Origin of the sequence: Borborobacter xinjiangensis (genome assembly GCF_047739745.1) — a bacterium.
GTDB lineage: Bacteria > Pseudomonadota > Alphaproteobacteria > Rhizobiales > Rhizobiaceae > Pseudaminobacter.
The window spans coordinates 230,935-247,898 of the sequence record NZ_JBLLVA010000003.1; the positions used below are offsets into that span (position 1 = coordinate 230,935).

14 protein-coding genes are annotated in these 16,964 nt (G+C 62.7%); 9 read left to right on the forward strand and 5 right to left on the reverse strand.

The features are described from left to right. Positions 1-7 precede the first annotated feature (7 nt). Together ACLKMW_RS05615 and ACLKMW_RS05620 are read right to left on the reverse strand one after the other, a co-directional pair. Positions 8-736 carry a hypothetical protein gene (locus tag ACLKMW_RS05615; protein WP_415723409.1) on the reverse strand — a complete coding sequence of 243 codons (729 nt, stop codon included), beginning with the start codon at positions 734-736 and terminating at the stop codon, positions 8-10. A gap of 313 nt (positions 737-1,049) precedes the next feature. After that, the gene (locus tag ACLKMW_RS05620) at positions 1,050-1,496 is read right to left on the reverse strand and encodes a MarR family winged helix-turn-helix transcriptional regulator (RefSeq protein WP_415723610.1); all 447 of its coding nucleotides are present in this window, start codon (positions 1,494-1,496) and stop codon (positions 1,050-1,052) included. Positions 1,497-1,608: 112 nt separating this feature from the next. On the opposite strand from ACLKMW_RS05620, the gene ACLKMW_RS05625 reads away from it, so the two are divergent. Further along, positions 1,609-2,691: a WD40/YVTN/BNR-like repeat-containing protein gene (locus ACLKMW_RS05625; protein WP_415723410.1), complete on the forward strand. Its 1,083-nt coding sequence runs from the start codon at positions 1,609-1,611 to the stop codon at positions 2,689-2,691. Beyond that, on the forward strand, positions 2,684-3,004 hold the full coding sequence (locus ACLKMW_RS05630; RefSeq protein WP_415723411.1) for a MoaD/ThiS family protein: 321 nt from the start codon (positions 2,684-2,686) through the stop codon (positions 3,002-3,004). Before ACLKMW_RS05625 ends, ACLKMW_RS05630 begins: the two co-directional genes overlap by 8 nt. Before the next feature lie 5 nt (positions 3,005-3,009). Here the strand turns inward: ACLKMW_RS05630 and ACLKMW_RS05635 are convergent, their stop codons facing one another. After that, entirely contained in the window at positions 3,010-4,569 is a 1,560-nt protein-coding gene (locus ACLKMW_RS05635; protein WP_415723412.1) for a trimethylamine methyltransferase family protein, read from the reverse strand. A 149-nt stretch (positions 4,570-4,718) separates the two neighbouring features. After that, entirely contained in the window at positions 4,719-6,212 is a 1,494-nt protein-coding gene (gene pdxR, locus ACLKMW_RS05640; protein WP_415723611.1) for a MocR-like pyridoxine biosynthesis transcription factor PdxR, read from the reverse strand. Between the two features lie 255 nt (positions 6,213-6,467). Here pdxR and pgi point away from each other — a divergent pair, with 255 nt between their 5' ends. Continuing rightward, positions 6,468-8,123, forward strand: coding sequence for a glucose-6-phosphate isomerase (gene pgi, locus ACLKMW_RS05645; protein ID WP_415723612.1), 1,656 nt, complete (start codon positions 6,468-6,470; stop codon positions 8,121-8,123). A 5-nt stretch (positions 8,124-8,128) separates the two neighbouring features. Then, positions 8,129-8,839: an HAD family hydrolase gene (locus tag ACLKMW_RS05650; RefSeq protein WP_415723413.1), complete on the forward strand. Its 711-nt coding sequence runs from the start codon at positions 8,129-8,131 to the stop codon at positions 8,837-8,839. A 67-nt stretch (positions 8,840-8,906) separates the two neighbouring features. Here ACLKMW_RS05650 and ACLKMW_RS05655 read toward each other — a convergent pair whose 3' ends face one another. After that, on the reverse strand, positions 8,907-10,979 hold the full coding sequence (locus ACLKMW_RS05655; protein WP_415723613.1) for a long-chain-fatty-acid--CoA ligase: 2,073 nt from the start codon (positions 10,977-10,979) through the stop codon (positions 8,907-8,909). Positions 10,980-11,485: 506 nt separating this feature from the next. On the opposite strand from ACLKMW_RS05655, the gene ACLKMW_RS05660 reads away from it, so the two are divergent. The 5 genes from ACLKMW_RS05660 (at position 11,486) to ACLKMW_RS05680 (ending at position 16,798) form a co-directional block, all read left to right on the forward strand. Beyond that, entirely contained in the window at positions 11,486-13,081 is a 1,596-nt protein-coding gene (locus ACLKMW_RS05660) for an ABC transporter substrate-binding protein (RefSeq protein WP_415723414.1), read from the forward strand. Between the two features lie 115 nt (positions 13,082-13,196). Next, the gene (locus ACLKMW_RS05665; protein ID WP_415723415.1) at positions 13,197-14,201 is read left to right on the forward strand and encodes an ABC transporter permease subunit; all 1,005 of its coding nucleotides are present in this window, start codon (positions 13,197-13,199) and stop codon (positions 14,199-14,201) included. Between the two features lie 12 nt (positions 14,202-14,213). Further along, the gene (locus ACLKMW_RS05670) at positions 14,214-15,122 is read left to right on the forward strand and encodes an ABC transporter permease subunit (protein WP_415723416.1); all 909 of its coding nucleotides are present in this window, start codon (positions 14,214-14,216) and stop codon (positions 15,120-15,122) included. Between the two features lie 3 nt (positions 15,123-15,125). Continuing rightward, positions 15,126-15,971 carry an ABC transporter ATP-binding protein gene (locus ACLKMW_RS05675; RefSeq protein WP_415723417.1) on the forward strand — a complete coding sequence of 282 codons (846 nt, stop codon included), beginning with the start codon at positions 15,126-15,128 and terminating at the stop codon, positions 15,969-15,971. After that, positions 15,968-16,798: a dipeptide ABC transporter ATP-binding protein gene (locus tag ACLKMW_RS05680; protein ID WP_415723418.1), complete on the forward strand. Its 831-nt coding sequence runs from the start codon at positions 15,968-15,970 to the stop codon at positions 16,796-16,798. The genes ACLKMW_RS05675 and ACLKMW_RS05680 overlap by 4 nt, the downstream gene beginning before the upstream one ends. The last annotated feature ends 166 nt before the right edge of the window (positions 16,799-16,964 follow it).

Consider the following 16,964-nt stretch of genomic DNA (forward strand, 5'->3'; position numbering starts at 1 on the left):
GGCGGGGTCAGGCGCGCAAGGCGGCGCAGTGGTCGGCAAGGGCCGAAAAGGAAAGGGTGATCAGATAGGAGGCGAGGAACGCAATTCCCGAGAGCTTGAAGGCTTCCTCGATCAACACACTGCCGGCGATCTGCAAGTCCATCAGGTCGACAAGCGTCGAAATCGCCAGCGAGCCGAGCGAAGCGCCGAGCAGAATCCATTTGGTCCGGTGCAAGACCGGCAGCGTCGAGGCAGCGAATGCGAACAAAAAGAGCGCATAGAACGCCATCGCCGCCTTCTCTGGAATCCCGACCAAATATGCATTTTCGTGCAGCATGAAGAGGTCGTCCAGGCAGGCGATAGCGGCAAACAGTCCACCGAGCATCAGTGGCCGCAATCCCAGGTCGGCGACGCCCAGTCGCCGAAGGCTCAGCCAACCGAAAAGCGCGGAACAGGCCGCAACCGCCCATAACAGTATGCCAAGATTGGAATAGAAACCGAAATAGGCCGGCTGGCCGGCGATGGCATTGGTGTCGCGGACGAGGTTCCAATAATCGATGCCGTAGTGCCGATCCAACACCACCATGGCAGCGACGAGAAGCAAATTGAGCGCAACGATGGCTACCAGCCAAAGCCATGGCTGCCCCGGGACGGCGGATAGATAATCCTTGAGATGACCATTGCGAACCGGCGGCAGGGCAGCATCCGTCCCGATCAGAGGTCCATGGTTTCTCCGCGTCGCTGCATCATATGCCATGCTCAATTTCCATGTTTTCGCAACGATGCAAGGCACAAAGGTGAGGTGGCAAAAAATTGGCCGGCTCAATAACATTCGATGACCGAATGTTTAGCGCGACAGTTGTAGGCATGCGGTGCGCCTGCAAGGCGCAAGCGCCGCGAAGTAATTGCCGGGTACGCTTCTGAGCGAAAAGCCCTTTGGCTTCGTTGCCTTGGCAGGAAAAGCAAACATCCTGGTTGCGCCTTCAGGCAGCGAAGCGGCTCCTTTCTCAAATCGTGAACAGTCAAGGCTTGCGGGCCCGAGGGTCAGCACCTGTTACTGCAGCCCTGATTTAGGTGAGCGCGAGCAGATCGGCGCGAAGACCGTCGGCATCGGAAGCAACCAGCAGGTTCTCATTCGCGGCCTGCGCCTCTTCCCAAACCGGCATGGCGGCGGCAAGCAGCGCGCGCCCCTCCGCGGTCAGCGCCATCAATCGGTTTCGCTTGTCGGCTGCGTCGGGCGTGACGGTCACAAGATTGCGGCGTTCGAGCGGCTTGAGATTGGCGGTGAGCGTCGTTCGATCCATTGCGAGCAGCGCCGCCACCTCCGCTATACGGGGCGGCTTGGGACGGTTGAGCGCCATCATCAGCGAAAACTGCCCGTTGGTCAGCCCGAGTGGCCGCAGTGCCTCGTCATAGCGTCGCGCCACCGCCCGCGCCGCCCGCTGGACATGCAGACACAGGCAGGTGTCACGCACCTTCAGCGTGAGTTCGAAAGGAAGTGAGGCGCGCTTTGACATGATCATATAATGTTGATATCAACGTGAATGTCCAGACCCATCTCGCGGCATTGGTCAACCCTCGCGGCTGACGCCGCCCGACGAGCTCTCCGGCGAGGGAAAGGAGCCGTTCATGGTACGGAAAGTCCTTGCCCTTGTCGGTACCCGCAAGGGTGCATTCATCGCCGAAAGCGAGGCTGGTCGCGGTCAGTGGGAGCTTCGTGGTCCCTACTGCGAGACCTGGCCGATGAACCATGTCATTGCCGATCCGGACACCGGCACGATCTATGCGGGCGGTGGCAATGAGTGGTTCGGTCCCGCGGTCTGGAAATCCACCGACCTCGGCAAGACATGGACGCATTCGAGCGAGGGCCTGGCCTATCGCGAAGGCGAGGAGCCGATCAAGGCGGTCTGGAGCCTGGCGCAGCGCAATGGCAGCCTCTATGCCGGCGTCCAGCCTGCCGGCCTGTTCCGCAGCGACGACAAGGGCCAGTCCTGGCAGCATGTTGAAGGCTTGCAAAAGCACCCTTCCCGGCCTGACTGGAGCCCCGGCGGGGCTGGCCTCATCCTGCATTCGTTGGTGCTCGATCCGAGGGACGAAGGCAAGATGTGGGTTGGCATCTCGGCCGCCGGCGTATTCCACACCGCCGACAATGGCGAGACCTGGCAGCCTCGCAACACCGGCACCCGGGCCGATTTCCTACCAGAAGGACAGAACTATCCCGAGTTCGGCCAATGCGTGCATTGCCTGGTGATGGCGTCCGGCGATTCCGGCCGCCTTTACCAGCAGAACCATTGCGGCATGTATCGCAGCGACGATGGCGGAAAGGAATGGGTGAGCATCGAGGCCGGCCTGCCCTCGAGTTTCGGCTTTCCGGCCGCAGCGCATCCGCGCGATGCCGACACCCTTTACCTGCTGCCGCTCAACGGCGATTCAGCGGGGAGGTTCGTGCCGGAAGCAAAAGCCGCCGTGTGGCGCACGCGCGACGGCGGCAGAACCTGGGAGGCGCTGCGCGAGGGCCTGCCACAGGAAAACGCCTATTTCGGAGTGCTGCGCCAAGCCATGGCCACCGACCGGCTGGAACCGGCCGGCGTCTATTTCGGCACGAGTTCCGGCGCTCTTTTCGCCAGCGCGGACGAGGGCGAGAGCTGGAACTGCGTCGCGCAATATCTGCCGACCATAACGTCGGTGGAAACGCTGGTGGTCGATGACTAGCCCGCGCAATCGCGACTCCGCGACCGATGGCCCGCCGATCGTATCGACGCCGGTGACGGTGGTTCTGCCGGGAGTGCTGGTGGATCTCTTTCCGGGTGCTGCGCGGCGCGTGGAAATGTCGGCCGCGACGGTCAACGAAATGATGGACGAGCTCAATGCCCGCTGGCCGGGAATGCGCGACCGGCTTTGCGATTCCAGTCCGGCGATCAGGCGTCACATCAATGTCTTCGTCGATGGCGAACGCGCGGCGCTGAAAACGCCGCTTTCGCCGGGCGCTGAAATCTTCGTGCTGACCGCCATCAGCGGCGGCTGAAACGGTCAGCCGCCCATCCGACTGCGCGGCAGCGCAATGTTGGCGAAGTGAGCCCGCAGACGCTCGTCGATGCTTTTCGATACGTGGCGCGGGAAGGATTCGGCGAGGAGCCTCTTCTTCTCGGCGATCGCGCGCTGCAGCATGTCGGGTCTGCCTTTCTCGTTCCATTCCTTCGGACTGAAACGATCGCCAACTGCGGGATAGAAATATTCGGTCTGCATCAGGCGCAGGGTTTGTTCGTGGCCGAGATAATGCCCCGGCCCGTTGAGACAGACCTCGGAGATCGTGTCGAGCGAAAGCGAAGCATCCGTCACTTCGATGCCCCGCACCGAGCGCAGGCAGTGGCCCAGCATGTCATTGTCGATGATCAGGCTTTCCAGGCAAAAACCGAGCAGCGAAGCGTGCATGCCGGCCGATTCATAAACGAGGTTCAGACCCGCCAGCCCGGCCATGACATTGGTGATGCCCTTCTCGTAGCCTGATTGGATGTCGGGCAGCTTGGAGTCGGCCATGCCGGCGGCGGAGCCCCCGGGCAGGTCGTAGAACTGCGCCATCTGCGCGCAGGCCGCCGTGAGCAGCGCCTGCTCGGCCGAACCGCCCGACATCGCCCCGGTGCGCAGATCCGAGACGAAGGGCCATGCGCCGAAGATCGCGGGATGGCCGGGCTTCAGCGCGTTGACGTAGACAAGCCCGGCCAGCACCTCGGCCACGGCCTGCACCACCGCGCCAGCGACGGCCGCGGGCGCCGTCGCTCCGGCCTGGCCCGCCGAGAGAAGCAGGATCGGAATGCCGCCCTCCACACAGGCCTCGAGCACGCCGCAGGCATCCTCGGCGAATTTCATCGGTGGCACGACGAAGCAGTTGGAATTGGAAACGAACGGCCGGGCGCGGAAATTCGCTTCGCCGCCGGCGATCGCGTGAAGCATTTCGAGCGCCGGCGCGACATTTTCCCGAACCGTGAAGGAGGTGCCGACGTGCTTGGACGTGCCCATCACGCAGGCATAGAGCGTGTTGAAATCCAGATCGAGCGGATCGGCAATGTCGCGCGCCACCATCGGACGCTGGAAAAAATGGATGTTGTCGAGCACCTCGACGATGCGGGCGGCATCGTAGATGTCCTGGAGCTGCGACTCCCGGTACTCGCGCTTTTCGACATCGACAAAATGGACCGCGGCGCCCGCCGTACCGTAATGGACGCGGGCGCCCTGAATCTTCATGTCATGCTTCGGGTCCTGACCGAACAGCGTGAAATGGCGTGCGGCATTGCGGATTGTCGACAGCACCAGAGCGCGCGGGAAGCGGATGCGGCCATCGGCACCATATTGCGCGCCAACGCCGGTCAACGCCTCCACGCAACTCGGGATCGCATTGGCGAAGCCCACGGTTTCGAGCAAGGTCAGCACGGCTTCGTTGATGCGCTCCAGGTCTTTCTGGTCCAGCGGCTTGTATCTGCCGCCTTCAAGTCCAGGCCGTATCGGGCGCACATCCTCGGCCAGGGGCGCGGCGCGCATGGCGTGGCGCGCTTCCCGCCCTCCGGCGCGGCGAGAACCCGGTTCCGCTGCCATTATGCCATGTCGCTCCAAGCGGTCATCATCGAACCATCCGCCACTAACATGCGACGGCGGAGTGGCCTTTATATGAGCCACGAAGGCAAGCCGAATAGACCAGAATCACCGCTTTCACGAGCGCGTACGCGATCGGCGCCAGACGCGGCTCAGGCGGCCGCGGGCCTGCGACCGGCGGCCGTGGCAAGTTCGCGAATGCCGGGCTCTATGTGCTGGAGCGCGATCGACGAGATGCCAAGCCGCATGAAGCGGGACGGCTTGTCGGCCTGGTCGAAGAAACGATCGCCAGGCTCGATGATGACGCTACGCGCCCGAGCCGTTTCCGCCAGGTCGCGGGCATCGGTGCCGCGCGGTCCTTCGAGCCAGAGCGAGGTTCCGCCGGCGGCATCCGTCGGCCGCCATTCGGGCAGGAAGGCCGAAATGGCCCGCACCAGCCGCTTGCGGCGCTCCTCGAATGCAGTCGAAAGCCGGCGCACCAGCGCCTCATGATGGCCGAGCGACAGAAACAGGGCGACAGCGCGTTGGTTGTTGGCCGGCGGATGGCGGAGGATGAACCGGCGCAGCGCCCTCAGTTCAGCGATCAGATCGGCCGAGGCGACGATGTAGCCCAGCCGCAAACCGGGCGCGAGCGTCTTCGACAGCGAGCCGACATAGATCACCCGCCCGGTGCGGTCGATGCTCTTCAGGGCCTGCTGCGGCGCCTCATCCAGCAACTGGCTGTCATAACCGTCCTCGATGATGATCTGGTTGTAGCGGCTGGCGCTGGCAAGCAGGTTCTGCCGGCGCTCGTCGCTGAGCGGCACCATGGTCGGGCAATGATGGCTCGGCGTGACGAAAACAAAGCCGGGCTTGCCCGGAATGGCGGATGTGACGATACCGGACCCGTCGACGGGCGTGGGATGGATGTCGGCGCCAGCCAGCCGGAAGATGCTGCGCGCATCCGGATAGCCGGGGTCTTCCATCGCCACCATCGACCCCTTGGTCATCAGCAGCGTCGCCAGCATATAGAGCGCGTTCTGCGCGCCGAGCGTTACGATGATTTCGTCGGGATTGGCGAAAATGCCCCGCCTCGGCAAAAGCCGCGCCTGAATCTGCTCGATCAGCAGCGGATCGTCGCGATCGACCATGTCGGCCGCCCAGTTGCGGATCTCAAGCACCGCCAGCGCCATGCGGTTGCATTCGCGCCATTCGGCGGTCGGAAACAGCGCCGGATCGAACTGACCGTAGACAAACGGATAGGAAGACTTGATCCAGTTATCGAGCTTGGCTCCGCGCGGCATGTCGGAGGCGGCGATCTGCCGGCGCGCCTTCCAGTCGATTTCGCTGGCCTGGTCGGCCGTCTTCTGTTGCGGCTTGGCCGGCGTCGCCAACACTTCGGGATTGACGAAATGGCCGCGCCGCTCGCGCGCGATCAGAAAACCCTGGTCAACGAGCTGCTGGAAGGCAAGCACCACGGTGCCGCGCGCCACGCCCAGCTTCTCGGCCAGGATGCGGCACGAAGGCAGTGGCATCGAGGCGGCGATCTGGCGGTCGAGAATGGCGGCAACAATCGCCTGCCTGATCTGCGCCTGCAGGGTCTGGCCCGATTCCGTCGATATCCTGAACAGTCCCGACCAGATGGCCGAATCGTTTCGCTGTGGCATCATCGTTTTCCCGCGCAGGCGCTATCGTTTCGTCTTTCGTGGACCAGTGCAGCCTAGCCCTGGTCCAAATGATTGCGCCAATGAATTATTCTGATCGCTATTATTTATACCAATGATCCTTCCCGTCGAACTCGAAGCGGCAAGCTTGGTGCCAAGTCGTTTCCGCCCTCTTCATGGCCCTCGCTTTTTGATAATCATTTTCGGTCGGTTGACTTTCCGACAAGATCGCGTGCCAACACGATGGCTCCGACGACCATGGAGAATTCAGTGACAGACACTCCCTTTCATGCAGCCTTGACGGCACTGCGCGACGATTTCGCCAACGCGCCGAAAAACATGCGCGAGGCGTTCCAGCTCGATGGGCAGCGCTTCGAAAAGTTCTCGCTCACTGAAGGCGACCTGCTGCTCGACTGGTCGAAATGCGCGGTGACCGCCTCGACCATGAAACTGCTGGAGCGGCTGGCGCTTGCGGCCAAGCTGCCGGAGCGGCGCGCGGCGATGTTTTCCGGCGACAGGATCAATGCCACCGAGGACCGCGCAGTGCTTCATACGGCGCTGCGGGCCGGACCGCAGGCGAGCCTGATGATGGACGGCAGCGACGTCATGAAGGATGTGCGTGCGGTTCTCGACGCCATGGGGCGTTTTTCCGAGGCGGTGCGGGCCGGCGCCATCACGGGCTCAGGCGGCGGGAAATTCACCGATATCGTCAATATCGGCATCGGCGGCTCCGACCTCGGACCGGCCATGGCCACGTTGGCGCTGGCGCCCTATCATGACGGTCCGCGCGCGCACTATGTCTCTAATGTCGACGGCGCGCATATTCACGACACGCTGAAAGGACTCAATCCCGAAACGACGCTGTTCATCATCGCCTCCAAGACCTTCACCACGGTGGAGACGATGACCAATGCGCAAACAGCGCGCACATGGATCGAAAAAGCACTGGGACGCGATGCGGTCGGTCAGCATTTCGTCGCAGTCTCAACGGCTCTGGACAAGGTCGCCGCCTTCGGCATCGCGCCGGACCGCGTCTTCGGCTTCTGGGATTGGGTCGGCGGCCGCTATTCGCTGTGGTCGGCGATCGGATTGCCGGTGATGATCGCCATCGGCGCGCAGCGCTTCGGCGACTTCCTTGCCGGTGCGCGTCAGATGGACCGGCATTTCGAGGAAGCGCCGCTTTTGCGCAACATGCCGGTGGTGATGGGGATGGTCGGCTACTTCCATCGCGTGATCTGCGGCTACCCGGCGCGCGCGGTCATTCCCTACGAACAGCGCCTGTCGCGGCTGCCGGCTTATCTGCAGCAGCTCGACATGGAATCGAACGGCAAGCAGGTGACGTTGAACGGCGGCCATGCGGCCACGCCCACCGGCCCGCTGGTCTGGGGCGAGCCCGGCACAAACGGCCAGCATGCCTTCTTCCAGCTTCTGCACCAGGGCACCGACATCATCCCGGTCGAGTTCCTCGCCGGTGCGGAAGGCCACGAGCCTGACCTTCGCCATCACCACGATCTGTTGCTTGCCAATTGCCTGGCCCAATCCGAAGCACTGATGAAGGGCCGCACCCTGGAGGAAGCGCGCCGGCAAATGCTGACCAAGGACATGCCGGTCGATCAGGTCGACAGGATCGCGCCGCATCGGGTCTTTTCCGGCAACCGGCCTTCGATCACCATCCTTTATCGTAAACTGGACCCGCATACCCTTGGCAGGCTGATCGCGCTTTACGAGCACCGTGTTTTCGTGGAAGGAACCTTGTTCGGCATCAACTCCTTCGACCAATGGGGCGTCGAACTCGGCAAGGAACTGGCGACCGCGCTTCTTCCTGTCGTCGAAGGCACAGCGGATGGCGCGCATGGCGATGCTTCAACGACCGGGTTGGTGCGCCATATCCACAGGCTGAGGGCAACGGAGTAGGCGATTTGCGGGGCATCAAGGGCATCCTTTTCGACAAGGACGGAACGCTCATCGATTTCCAGGCGACTTGGTTCGCCATAGGCGATCTGCTGGCCCTGCAGGCGGCATGCGGCGACCGCGCCCGTGCCGACGACCTGCTGGCTGCCGCCGGCTACGATTTCGCCAGCCACGCGTTCAAGGCCGATTCGGTGTTTGCGGCGGGTACCAATGCCGACATTGTCGCGCTCTGGTATCCGGGCGTCGAAGCGAAAGAGCGGCAGAAGATGACCGCCGGCTTCGATGCCTTCACCGCCAAGCAAGGGGCGGCGCAATCGGTGGCGCTACCGGGAAGCCGTGAGGCTATAGCCCGCCTTCACCGTTCGGGCTTCCGTCTCGGGGTGGCGACCAACGATTCGACCAGCGGGGCCGAAAAGACCCTGCTTGCCATGGGCGTGGCGCAGATGTTCGACGCAGCCTATGGCTACGATGCCGTCGCCAACCCCAAGCCGGCGCCCGACGCGATCTATGCCTTTTCGGACCTGACCGGACTGAGGCCCAGCGAAATCGCCATGGTGGGCGATAACCGCCACGATCTGGAAATGGCTCGCGCTGGTGGCGCCGGGCTTGCCATCGGCGTGCTCAGCGGCACCGGCACGCGCGAGACGCTGGCGCCGATGGCCGATGTCATACTGCAGTCGATCGCCGACCTGCCGGAGTTCCTGGCCGGCAGGAAATAGCTATATCGGCGGAGGCGTTCGCCGCGCTGCGATAGAGCGGCAAACATCGGCAAGAGCCGCGTCGTCCCTACCCCCTCAGCTCGCGCCTCAATATCTTGCCGACATTGGTTTTCGGCAGCTCATCCCGGAACTCGACGAGTCTCGGCCGCTTGTAGCCGGTGAGGTTTTCCTTGCAGTAGGCGAGCAGGATTTCGGAAGTCAGGTCGGGATCCTTGCGGACCACGAACAGCTTCGGCACTTCGCCCGAGTGCTCGTCGGGAACACCCACCGCGGCGACCTCGAGAACGCCGGGATGCCGGGCGACGATATCCTCCAACTCGTTGGGATAGACGTTGAAGCCCGAGACCAGGATCATGTCCTTCTTGCGGTCGACGATCTTGGTATAGCCGTGTTTATCCATGAAGCCCATGTCGCCGGTCTTGAAAAACCCGTCTCGGGTCATCGCCTTGGCCGTCTCGTCGGGACGATTCCAGTAGCCGGCCATCACCTGCGGCCCGCGAATGCAGATTTCGCCGACCTCGCCGAACGGCAGATCCTTGCCATCTTCATCACGTATGGCGATGTCGGTGGATGGGATCGGCAGGCCGATCGTGCCGGTGAATTCGCCGGCGCTGCACTTGTTCGCGGTCGCCACCGGAGAGGTTTCCGACAGGCCGTAACCCTCGGTTATCGAGCAGCCGGTCAGCGTCTTCCAGCGTTCGGCAACGGTCTGCTGCACCGCCATGCCGCCGCCAAGCGTCAACATCAGCGACTTGAAGTCGAGCTTGCGGAAATCCTCGTTGTTGAGCAGCGCGTTGAAGAGCGTGTTGAGGCCCGGCAATATGTTGAACTGATACTTCCGCAATTCCTTCACGAAGGCCGGGATGTCGCGCGGGTTGGGAATGAGGATATTGTGCGCGCCCTGCTGAATGCCCATCAGGGCGTTCACCGTGAGCGCGAAGATATGATAGAGCGGCAGCGCGCAAATATAGGTGAGATGCGCCGGCTTCGGCTTGAGCGTATAAGCATCCTCCACCCACAGCGCCAATTGCGCCACATTGGACAGCACGTTGGAGTGAAGCAGCACCGCGCCCTTTGAGACGCCGGTCGTGCCGCCGGTATATTGCAGGAAAGCAATGTCGTCGCCCGTCACCTTCACCGGCTTGAAAGTTCGGGCCGCACCCTGCTTGAGGGCGGCGGGAAACGGGATATGGCCCGGCAGCGACCAGGCCGGCACCAGCTTCTTGACGCGGCGTACAACCAGATTGACCAGATGGCCCTTCAATCCGAGCATGTCGCCCATCGTTGCCACGACAACATGCTTGACCGGGGTTTTGCCCGCGATAGCCTGAAGCGTGTGGGCAAAATTCTCCAGGATGACGATTGCTTCAGCGCCCGAATCCTTGAGCTGATGCTCCAGTTCGCGCGGCATGTAGAGCGGATTGACGTTCACCACCGTAAAGCCGGCCCGCAAAATGCCGAGCATGGCGATCGGATATGGCAGCACGTTCGGCATCATCAGCGCGACACGCGCGCCTTTCGCCAGTCCTTTCGACTGCAGGAAAGCCCCGAAGGCCGTCGACAGGCGCTCCAGTTCGGCAAAGCTGATCGTCTTGCCCATGCAAGTAAAAGCCGGCCGGCCGGCATATTGCTTCGACGCCTCGATCAGCATGTCGCCGATCGAGCTTGCAGCCAGCGGAGCGATCTCAGCCGCCATGTTCTCCGGATAGGATTTCAGCCAGGGTTTCCTGTGGCCCCTGCGGTGGCCGCCTGGCTTGGCGCTCTTTGCCGGCTTCGCCTTGGCAGCGGTGGCGGGCTTCTCGGCAGTGGTCTTCCTGGCAACCGGTTCAGGCTGCGCCTTGATCGTTTCAGGTTTCGATGCGCGTGCCCGCGAGGACTTCGCGGGTGCGGCGCCTTTCGCAGCCGGCGACCTGGCGGGCTTTTTTGCCGGTGCGGTTTTCGTTTCGTCAGCCTTCGCAGCGGCCTTGGCGGTTGTCTTCGACGATTTCGTCTCAGCAGTCGCGCCCGGCTTCCCGGTAGCAGACTTCTTCTCGGAAACCGGTTTGGACGCCGCCTTGGGTTTCGTTGCCCGCACCGGCGAGGCTTTCGCGGATGCAGCGTTTTTCACTGCGGGCGACCTGGCGGGCTTTTCGGCAGCCATCGCTTTCGTTTCGCCAGCCTTTGGAGCCGGCTTGGGGGTTGTCTTCGACGATTTCGCCTTCTGGCCGGCGGCGGTCTTTTTCGCAGCGCCTTCGGGTGTCTTGCCGGTCGTCTTCGCCATTCCTTGCCTCCCTTATGTGTACCCGCTGATTATGTTCCTCACCACTTCGCAGCCGGACGTCGCAGCATGCAAGACGTGCCGGTTAAAATACCCTGTCCTTCATCTATTGTGACAAACCGCGAGCGCGCAAGTCGTACCCCAGCGTAACGCCGTCAGCACGCCGCGCTGCCAAGCATCGAGGCCGTTTGCGCAGTCTCCGCCGATCCGGGCTATTTCGTAAAGTCCACGAAAATTGAAATAATACGAGCGGATTTTGCCGAACTTCGAAACTTTCATGCCGTTACCTACCGGTATGTGAACGGGGTGTTCCAATGGCCGAAAAACGGTGCTTATATGCGTACTTACCAGCCTGTTAAGGGGGCTCGGCAAATATCAGGGAGTTGTTGATGTTCAAGAAGCTGACTTTTGCGGCGGCGCTTGCGGCCGCAACCGTCCTCAGCGGGGCGGCCAGCGCGAAAACTTTCGTCTACTGCTCGGAAGGATCGCCGGAGGGGTTTGATCCTGGTCTTTACACGGCAGGCACCACCTTCGACGCGGCGGCGCACACAGTCTACAATCGCCTGCTCGAGTTCGAGCCCGGCACCACCAATCCGGTCGCTGGTCTTGCCGAAAGCTGGGAAATCTCCGAGGACGGCCTGGAATACACCTTCAAGCTGCGGCCAGGCGTCAAATTCCAGACCACCGAGTTCTTCACGCCGACGCGTGAGCTGAATGCCGACGACGTCATTTTCTCCTTCGAGCGCCAGCTCAACAAGGACAATCCCTGGAACCAGTATGTCGCGGGCGCTTCCTGGGAATATTTCAACGGCATGGGCATGCCGGAACTGATCAAGTCGATCGAGAAGGTCGACGACATGACGGTCAAGATCACCCTCAACAAGGAAGAAGCGCCGTTCCTCGCCAATCTGGCGATGCCGTTCATCTCGATCATGTCGAAGGAATATGCCGACAAGCTCGAAGCTGACGGCAAGAAGGAACAGCTCAACCAGATGCCGCTCGGCACCGGGCCTTACCAGTTCGTCGGCTACCAGCAGGACGCGGTGATCCGCTACAAGGCCAATCCGGACTATTGGGGCGGCAAGCAGAAGATCGACGATCTGGTGTTCGCCATCACCACCGACGCCGCCGTGCGCTACCAGAAACTCAAGGCCGGCGAGTGCCACCTGATGCCCTATCCGAACTCGGCCGACGTCGAGGCGATGAAGGCGGACCCGGCGCTCAAGGTGATGGAGCAGGAAGGGCTCAACGTCGCCTATCTGGCCTACAATACGACGCAGGCGCCCTTCGACAAGGTCGAGGTCCGCAAGGCGCTGAACATGGCCATCAACAAGCAGGCCATCATCGACGCGGTGTTCCAGGGCGCGGCGACGCCCGCCAAGAACCCGATCCCGCCGACGATGTGGTCTTACAACGACGCCATCGAGGACGACAAATACGATCCCGAAGCCGCCAAGAAGATGCTCGAGGAAGCCGGCGTCAAGGACCTCTCGATGAAGGTCTGGGCCATGCCGGTGTCGCGCCCCTACATGCTCAACGCGCGCCGCGCCGCCGAGCTGATCCAGTCGGATTTCGCGCAGATCGGCGTCAAGGTCGAGGTCGTGTCCTACGAATGGGCCGAATATCTGGAGCGCTCCAAGGCCAAGGATCGCGACGGTGCGGTGATCCTCGGCTGGACCGGCGACAATGGCGACCCGGACAACTTCCTCCACACGCTGCTTGGCTGTGACGCCGTCGGCGGCAACAACCGCGCCCAGTGGTGCAACGAGGAGTTCGACAAGCTGGTGCTCGATGCCAAGGCGACGGCCGACCAGGCCGAGCGCACGAAGCTCTACGAGCAGGCGCAGGTGGTGTTCAAGCGCGAAGCCCCGTGGGCGACGCTCGACCACTCGCTCTCCGTCGTGCCAATGCGCAAGGAAGTCCAGGGCTTCGTACAGAGCCCGCTCGGCGACTTCGCGTTCGAAGGCGTCGACCTCGCCGAATAAATCGGCTCCGACCTCGGCAATCCGGGGGCGCTTGCGTGGCAGGCGCCCCTGAGATGCATTTGTGCTATCCTGCCGCCAAGAGCGGAACGCTCATCATAGACATCAAAGGTTTGAAATGCTCCGGTTCCTGCTGGGGCGGTTCGCCGTCCTGATCCCCACCTTCATCGGGGTCTCGATCATCGCTTTTTCCTTCATAAGGCTGCTTCCCGGCGATCCTGTGGCCCTGCTGGCCGGAGAGCGGGTAATGTCGCCCGAACGCCATGCGGAGATTTCGCACGCGCTCGGTTTCGACCGCCCGTTGCCGATCCAGTATCTTGACTATCTGGGCGGCGTTCTGACCGGCGATTTCGGCACCTCCATCGTCACCAAGAAGCCGATCCTTGACCAGTTCTTCGCGCTGTTTCCGGCAACGCTGGAGCTTTCGTTCTGCGCCATAGTCATTGCCGTGCTGATCGGCATCCCGGCGGGAATATTCGCGGCAATCAAGCGCGGCTCCTTCTTCGACCAGTCGATCATGGGAGCCGCACTCGTCGGCTATTCGATGCCGATCTTCTGGTGGGGCCTGCTGCTGATCATCCTGTTTGCGGGCATCCTCCAATGGACGCCGGTTTCGGGCCGTATTTCGCTCATGTATTTCTTCCCGCCGGTCACCGGCTTCATGCTGATCGACTCGCTGCTTTCAGGCGAGAGCGGCGCGTTCAAGTCCGCCGTCAGCCACCTCATCCTGCCCTCGATCGTGCTGAGCACCATCCCGCTCGCCGTCATTGCGCGACAGACGCGCTCGGCGATGCTCGAAGTTCTCGGCGAGGACTATGTCCGGACGGCTCGTGCCAAGGGCCTGTCGCCCTGGCGGGTGATCGGCATCCACGCGCTGCGCAATGCGATGATACCGGTCATTACCACCATCGGACTGCAGGTCGGCGTGCTGATGGCCGGTGCCATCCTGACCGAGACGATCTTCTCCTGGCCGGGCATCGGCAAATGGATGGTCGATTCCGTCTTCCGGCGGGATTATGCCGTGATCCAGGGCGGCCTGCTTCTGATTGCCGGCATCATCATGCTGGTCAATCTGGGCGTGGACCTGCTCTACGGCCTCATCAACCCGCGCATCCGGCACTGAGGAGGCCAGGTCATGACCGATACGACCATCGCTCCCGCCGTCGCCACCGATCCTTCCCGGCGCGCTCGGCTTGCCGAATTCTGGTACTATTTCTCGGAAAACCGCGGCGCAGTCATCGGCTTGTGGGTGTTCATCCTGCTCGTTGTCGTGGCGCTGCTGGCGCCGCTGCTGGCGCCGCACTCTCCGAGCGCGCAGTATCGCGACGCCGTTCTGGTGCCGCCATTCTGGGAGGCCGGAGGCCATGCCAGCTTCCTTCTCGGCACGGACGCTGTCGGGCGCGACATGCTTTCGCGGCTTCTCTACGGCACGCGCTACTCGCTGTTCATCGGCGTCATCGTCACCACGATCGCGCTTGCGGGCGGCATCATCATCGGCGTGATCGCGGGCTACTATCGCGGCTGGATCGATACCGTGATCATGCGGATCATGGATATCATCCTGGCCTTCCCGTCACTGCTTCTGGCGCTGGTGCTGGTTGCCGTGCTTGGGCCTGGCCTCACCAATGCGATGATTGCCATCGCTTTGGTATTGCAGCCGCATTTCGTGCGGCTGACCCGCGCGGCAGTGATGGCGGAGAAGACCCGTGACTATGTGACTGCCGCGAAAGTCGCCGGGGCCGGGCCGCTGCGGCTGATGTTCAGGACGATCCTGCCCAACTGCATGGGCCCGCTGATCGTGCAGGCCACGCTGTCCTTCTCCAACGCCATTCTCGATGCGGCCGCACTCGGCTTCCTCGGCATGGGTGCACAGCCGCCGACGCCGGAATGGGGCACGATGCTTGCCGAAGCACGCGAATTCATCCTGCGCGCCTGGTGGGTGGTGACCTTCCCCGGCCTGGCGATCCTGATCACGGTGCTTGCGATCAATCTGGTCGGCGACGGGTTGCGCGACGCACTTGACCCCAAGCTGAAGAGGTCGTGACCGATGGCTCTGCTTGAAATCGAAAATCTGGTCGTCGAGTTCACCACGGCTTCAGGCCAGTTCCGCGCCGTCGACGGCGTGTCGCTGACCGTACATGAGCGCGAGGTGCTGGCGATCGTCGGCGAGTCGGGCTCCGGCAAGTCGGTGTCGATGCTGGCGGTGATGGGCCTGCTGCCGTGGACCGCCAAGGTGACGGCCGACCGCATGAGCTTCAACGGACGCGACCTGCTTTCGCTCTCCGAAGCCGATCGCCGCAAGCTGATCGGCAAGGACATGGCGATGATCTTCCAGGAGCCGATGGCGAGTCTCAATCCCTGCTTTACCGTCGGCTTCCAGATCGAGGAGGTGCTGCGCGTCCATATGGGCATGGACCGCGCCAAGCGCCGTGCCCGGGCCATCGAACTGCTGCACCAGGTTGGCATTGCCGAGCCGGAGCAGCGGCTTGGCTCCTATCCGCACCAGATGTCGGGCGGCCAGTGCCAGCGCGTGATGATCGCCATCGCCATCGCCTGCAATCCCAAGCTGCTGATCGCCGACGAGCCGACGACCGCGCTCGACGTGACGATCCAGAAGCAGATCCTCGACCTGTTGATGAAGCTCCAGGCCGAGCATGGCATGGGCCTGATCATGATCACCCACAATATGGGCGTGGTCGCCGAGACGGCCGATCGCGTTATTGTCCAGTACAAGGGCCGCAAGATGGAAGAGGCCGACGTGCTTTCGCTGTTCGAGAGTCCGAAGCACAACTACACCAAGGCGCTGCTTTCAGCGCTGCCCGACAACGCCACCGGCGACCGGCTGCCGACCATCGCCGATTACGTGGCCGAGGCGGAGGGGACGCCCGCATGACCGAGATCGTTCTAGAAGCCAGGAACATCGTGCGCGACTATCATGTCGCGGGCGGGCTGTTTTCGCAGGCGCGCACCGTGCACGCCGTCAAGGGCGTCAGCTTTTCGGTCGAGAAGGGCAAGACGCTGGCGATCGTCGGCGAGAGCGGCTGCGGCAAGTCCACGCTTGCCCGCATCATCACGCTGATCGATCCGGCGACCTCGGGCGAGCTTTTCATCGACGGCCACAAGATGGACATCGGCAAGGACGCGCTGACGCCGGAACTGCGCCGCAAGGTGCAGATCGTGTTCCAGAACCCCTACGGCTCGCTCAATCCGCGCCAGAAGATCGGCGATGTGCTCGGCGAACCGCTGAAGATCAATACCGGCATGCCGGCCGCCGAACGGCGCGACCGGGCCATGCAGATGCTGACCAAGGTCGGGCTCGGCCCGGAGCACTTCAACCGCTATCCGCATATGTTTTCCGGCGGGCAGCGCCAGCGCATCGCCATTGCGCGCGCGCTGATGCTGAACCCCAGCCTTTTGGTGCTGGACGAGCCGGTGTCGGCGCTCGATCTTTCCGTGCAGGCGCAGGTGCTCAACCTGCTCGCCGATCTCCAGGACGAATTCCAGCTCACCTATGTCTTCATCAGCCATGACCTTTCCGTCGTGCGCTACATCGCCGACGAGGTGATGGTGATGTATTTCGGCGAGGCGGTGGAATATGGGTCGCGTGACGAGGTGTTTTCCAACCCGAAGCACAGCTACACCAAAACGCTGTTCGCCGCCACGCCGCGCGCCGACGTCACCAGCATCAAGGCGAGACTGGCACGCAAGAAGGCAGCGTGAGGCTGCGCCTTACCTCCCCTTAGGGTGGGGCCACATATCCCCCCTCACACGCTCGCTTCGCTCGCGTCCTCTCCCCCAGGGGAGAGGAGAGACGGCGGCAGTAACAGCGCCCTCTTCTTCCCCGGGAGAAGGTGGCCGCGAAGCGGCCGGATGAGCGCCAGACACA